The 4,581-nt window shown below is 37.3% G+C and carries 5 protein-coding genes and 1 pseudogene; 5 read left to right on the forward strand and 1 reads right to left on the reverse strand.

Annotated elements, in window-relative coordinates:
• The 5 genes and pseudogenes from AAC037_RS20165 to AAC037_RS20185 form a co-directional block, all read left to right on the forward strand.
• A pseudogene (locus tag AAC037_RS20165) lies at positions 1 to 262 on the forward strand (ABC transporter ATP-binding protein); the annotation flags it as partial.
• A gap of 2 nt (positions 263 to 264) precedes the next feature.
• Positions 265 to 1,485, forward strand: coding sequence for an ABC transporter permease (locus AAC037_RS20170; RefSeq protein ID WP_339905142.1), 1,221 nt, complete (start codon positions 265 to 267; stop codon positions 1,483 to 1,485).
• Positions 1,486 to 1,490: 5 nt separating this feature from the next.
• Entirely contained in the window at positions 1,491 to 2,525 is a 1,035-nt protein-coding gene (locus AAC037_RS20175; protein WP_339905143.1) for a histidine kinase, read from the forward strand.
• Between the two features lie 6 nt (positions 2,526 to 2,531).
• Positions 2,532 to 3,266, forward strand: coding sequence for a LytTR family DNA-binding domain-containing protein (locus AAC037_RS20180; protein WP_339905145.1), 735 nt, complete (start codon positions 2,532 to 2,534; stop codon positions 3,264 to 3,266).
• Between the two features lie 102 nt (positions 3,267 to 3,368).
• A complete protein-coding gene (locus tag AAC037_RS20185; protein WP_339905146.1) occupies positions 3,369 to 3,743 on the forward strand; it encodes a GxxExxY protein in 375 nt (124 codons plus the stop codon).
• Positions 3,744 to 3,973: 230 nt separating this feature from the next.
• Here AAC037_RS20185 and AAC037_RS20190 read toward each other — a convergent pair.
• A partial coding sequence (locus AAC037_RS20190) for an amidohydrolase family protein (protein WP_339905147.1) occupies positions 3,974 to 4,581 on the reverse strand: 608 nt, incomplete at its 5' end.

Raw genomic sequence — 4,581 nt, forward strand, 5'->3', positions numbered from 1 at the left:
GGTTAACAATCCGGTCATGATTCTTGCTGATGAAGCTACTGGTAACCTGGATACCCGAACCTCCTATGAAATCATGTCCTTGTTTCAGGAATTAAATCGAAAAGGAATCACCATCACCTTTGTGACGCATGAGCCTGATATTGCATCTTTCAGTAACAGAACCATTGTACTCAAGGATGGCAATATAATCAAGGATTATTTCAATACTAATATTTTATCTGCTGAGAAAGAATTGGCAGCATTACCCATTGAAGATCATTAATCATGAGAATTATAAACTTATTGAAAGTTGCTTTTAAAGCCATTGTTCTCAATAAAATGAGAAGTCTATTGACGATGCTAGGGATCATTATTGGTGTAGCATCGGTTATAGCCATGCTGGCCATAGGGGAAGGCTCTAAGGCCAGTATAAGGGAAAGTATTTCCAGTATGGGATCCAATATCATCACCATTCGTCCGGGAGCTGAAGTGCGAGGAGGGGTAAGAGGGAGTTCCGGTGACATGCAAACATTAACCTTTGAGGATTATGAAGCCATCCGGGATGAGGCTACCTTATTGAGTCATATAACCCCCATGGTCAATGGAGGAGGACAAGTGATCAACGGGTCTAATAACTGGCCCTCAACTATCTATGGTGTAAATCCCGAATACCTGGACATCAAAGTAGTAGATCTTCAAAGTGGAAGTAGGTTTACCCAAGCGGAAGTACAATCAGCAGCAAAGGTGGCCTTAATTGGGCAAACCGTTGTAGATAATGTTTTTCCTGATGGTGCCAGTCCGGTAGGGAAAATGATTCGATTCAACAATATCCCATTTAAAGTAATTGGTGTATTGGAAGAAAAAGGTGAAAATACATTTGGCCAAGATCAAGATGATGTGGTCATTGCACCTTATACCACGGTTCAGAAACGAATTCTTGCCATAGACTATCTAAATCAGGTAATGGCATCAGCTGTAAGCGAGGAAGATGCCCCTGAAGCCGTAAATCAAGTAATTGATATCATGCGGATTCAGCATCAATTAAGGGATGATGAAGAGGATAATTTTAGCGTACGCTCTATGGAAGAATTGATTTCTACATTTAGTTCCACCACAGAAATGTTGACCATACTGTTGGTAGCTGTTGCCAGTATATCTTTGTTGATTGGAGGAATAGGTATCATGAACATCATGTATGTTTCTGTAAAAGAGCGAACCAAGGAGATTGGCCTTCGCATGGCAATAGGGGGAAGGGGATCAGATATATTAATGCAGTTCCTTATTGAGGCCATACTCATTAGTATTACCGGTGGTTTGCTTGGAGTAGTATTGGGCTTAGGGGCTACGGTTTTTATTGAAAAGTTCTTACATTGGCCAACCAGTGTAGCCTTGTATTCAATTGTTGTTTCTTTTGCAGTATGTGCGATTACCGGAATCTTTTTTGGATGGTATCCGGCTAGAAAAGCTGCAGCACTGGATCCGATCACAGCTTTACGATACGAATAATTAATATGGAGTATAACAAGAAAATAACGACCTTTTCTCACCTTTTGGTGTGGTTTGTTTTATTCAGCATGCCATATGTCCTGTCCAATGGGCAGGAACAAGAGTTCAATCGGGTAATTGCTCATTTCTGGATTCCTTTGGTATTTTATGCCATTATCTTTTATGTCAATTATTTTCTTTTTATTGACCGATTTTTGTTCCAAAAGAAAATGCTTGAATTTATTGGGGTCAATATTATCTTGTTGGTACTTTTATTATGGATAAGAGAAGGGTTAGACAATACTTTCTTTACTGAGCTTGTAAGAAAACCTCGAGAGGATGGAGACAATGGCCCTTCCTTTAAGATGTTTATTTATGTTCAGTTACTTTCCTATATGGCTCCATTGATATTTGCCATTGGCTTAAAAACTACCCAACAATGGGTTAAAACTGAGGCTGAAAGCAAGGAGGCTGCTAATTATCAATTAAAAACTGAATTGCAACACCTGCATTATCAGTTACAACCTCATTTTTTCTTTAACTCCTTAAACAATATTTATTCGCTTGTGGATATTTCTCCGGAAGAGGCCAAAAAATCAATCCACAGTTTAAGTAAGCTGATGCGTTATATGCTTTATGAAACAAATTTGGAAAAAGTCCCCTTATCCAAAGAAATTGATTTTATGAAGAAATACATTGAGTTGATGAAGCTAAGGGTTTCTGATAAAACAACGGTTAACTATCATTTTCCCACTATTAACACAGGCATCACGATTGCACCCTTGTTATTTATTTCTTTGATAGAAAATGCATTCAAACATGGTATTTCAGCCAGCAACGAAAATTTGATTGAAATGGATATGAAATTGGACAATGATATTGTGGTTTTTAAAATTGAAAATGATAACTTTCCGAAAAAAGTAGCCGATAAAAGTGGTTCTGGTATTGGGATTCAAAATCTTGAAAAACGATTGCAGTTGTTATACCCTAATAAATATCAATTTAAGCATGAGCTAATTGAGAATCGTTTTTTGGTTACTTTAAGGATAGAAACTGCTTAAAATTGAATGAAGAATTTAAAAATTTCATGTCTGATTGTAGATGATGAACCTATGGCATTGAACCTTGTGGAAAGTTATGTGAATAAAACACCCTTTCTGGATTTAAAAGGAAAATGTAGTAGTGCCATTGAAGCCATGGAATTTTTAAAATCCACACCCGTTGATCTGCTTTTTCTAGACATTCAAATGCCTGACCTTACCGGTATTGAATTTTCTAAAATGCTTCCCAAAGATACCCGAGTAATTTTTACGACTGCCTTCGACGAGTATGCCTTGGAAGGATTTAAGGTGGAAGCCTTGGACTATTTATTGAAACCCTTTGATTATGCTGAGTTTTTGGCGGCAGCGAATAAGGCCAGTACTTGGTTTAATTTGGTCAGAGGAAAACAAACAGCTCCTGAGCAAGTAGAGAATAATGAGTTTTTATTTGTAAAATCTGAATACAAGCAGGTTAAGATCAAACTGTCTGAAGTGTTGTACTTTGAGGGATTGAAGGATTATATCAAAATTTGGCAAAAAGACCAATCCAAGCCTATTTTGACCCTGATGAGCCTTAAATCTTTAGAGGATGAATTACCTGAAAGTCAATTTATGCGGGTGCATCGTTCTTTTATTGTCTCTCTTAATAATATAAATGTAATCGAACGCAGCCAGATCCTAATCAATGATCAGCGCATCACCGTTTCTGATCAATACAAACCCAAATTTTTAGCTTTTATCAATGGCCATTCATTTAATTAAGATTCTAAAAATGATTTAAGCTAGTTTTCTGTGGCTTTCTTTCTATGTATATTTTTTATTACCTTTAGTATTAGGTGAATTCAATATTTTCTTGGTTTTAATATGGAGTTGAAACATAGTGATATCACAGAAAAGATTATCGGAGCCTCTTTTGAGGTTCATAAATTTTTGGGCAATGGCTTTCAAGAGGTCATTTATCAGCGGGCTCTAGCATGGGAAATGAGACAGTTGAATCTTGAATTTGCCAGAGAAATTGAACAAGACATTTTTTACAAAGGCCTAACAAAACCAATCGGAACTCGAAGAGCTGATTTTGTAGTAGAAGGAAAAGTTTTAGTGGAGCTTAAAGCTAAAATTCATTTAGAAGACGTTCATTTGGCCCAAGTGCTGAACTATTTAAAAGCTTATAGGTTAAAAGTCGGGCTACTGATTAACTTCGGAAGTAAAAGTCTCACATTTAAGCGATTGGTGTTGTAATTGACGTTTGAATCACGGATTAAACGGATGAATCACGGATTAAACGGATGAATCACGGATTAAACGGATTACACAGATTTCACTGAATAAAAAAATCCGTGAAATCTGTGTAATCCAATAAAATCCGTTATAAAATCTGCGAAATTTTTTGGAGATCATTACAAATTTAATCGTACTCAAAATCCGTGCAATCCGTGTAATCCAATAAAATCCGTGATTCCGACATTATATTAATCGACTACCTCCTCAAATAAAGAAGGGTCAATTCCCGGTATCAATTTCAAGGCGTTTTTATAGTAGATTTTTTGAAGAACAGGGTCGGGGAGGCCGAGGCCATACATCTTCCAATGGGCATGCCGCTTTCTGTAATAATCAAAATATTCATCATAAGTCTCCAAAACCCTAAAATAAGTATAATACTCTTGCTTATTATAACTGTCTTTTCCCATCAAAACCCTGTCTTGATATTGAATCAACCAATTTCTGGCGGTAATAGGTTGCCTTCCCAATTCAGCAAGCACTGCCCCTAACTCCGTATATACATTGGGCATTTCATCTAAAATTTTTCCTAAGCGGGTCAAATCATTCCCAAACCAACCCAAGTGTGCCGCTATAAATTTTGTTTGGGGATGTTTTCTGAAGATGTTATGTTGTTCGGCCATTACTTCTTCAAACGAAGGGTTGTTTTCTGGGTCCTTGTACCTGCTGGGGTACTGTTTTAACTCCAGCCATCGTTCATTGTATTTGTCTTTAGGTAGCCAGAAAGCCGCCGGCTCACCGGTGTGGATCAAAACCGGGATACCTAATTCTCCACATTTGGCCCATATAGGGTCTAATC

Origin of the sequence: uncultured Cyclobacterium sp., from assembly GCF_963976465.1 — a bacterium.
GTDB lineage: Bacteria > Bacteroidota > Bacteroidia > Cytophagales > Cyclobacteriaceae > Cyclobacterium.

Coding starts and splice junctions, on each gene's coding strand:
- AAC037_RS20170 (WP_339905142.1), top strand. CDS start 265: ATGAGAATTATAAACTTATTGAAAGTTGCTTTTAAAGCCATTGTTCTC.
- AAC037_RS20175 (WP_339905143.1), top strand. CDS start 1,491: ATGGAGTATAACAAGAAAATAACGACCTTTTCTCACCTTTTGGTGTGG.
- AAC037_RS20180 (WP_339905145.1), top strand. CDS start 2,532: ATGAAGAATTTAAAAATTTCATGTCTGATTGTAGATGATGAACCTATG.
- AAC037_RS20185 (WP_339905146.1), top strand. CDS start 3,369: ATGGAGTTGAAACATAGTGATATCACAGAAAAGATTATCGGAGCCTCT.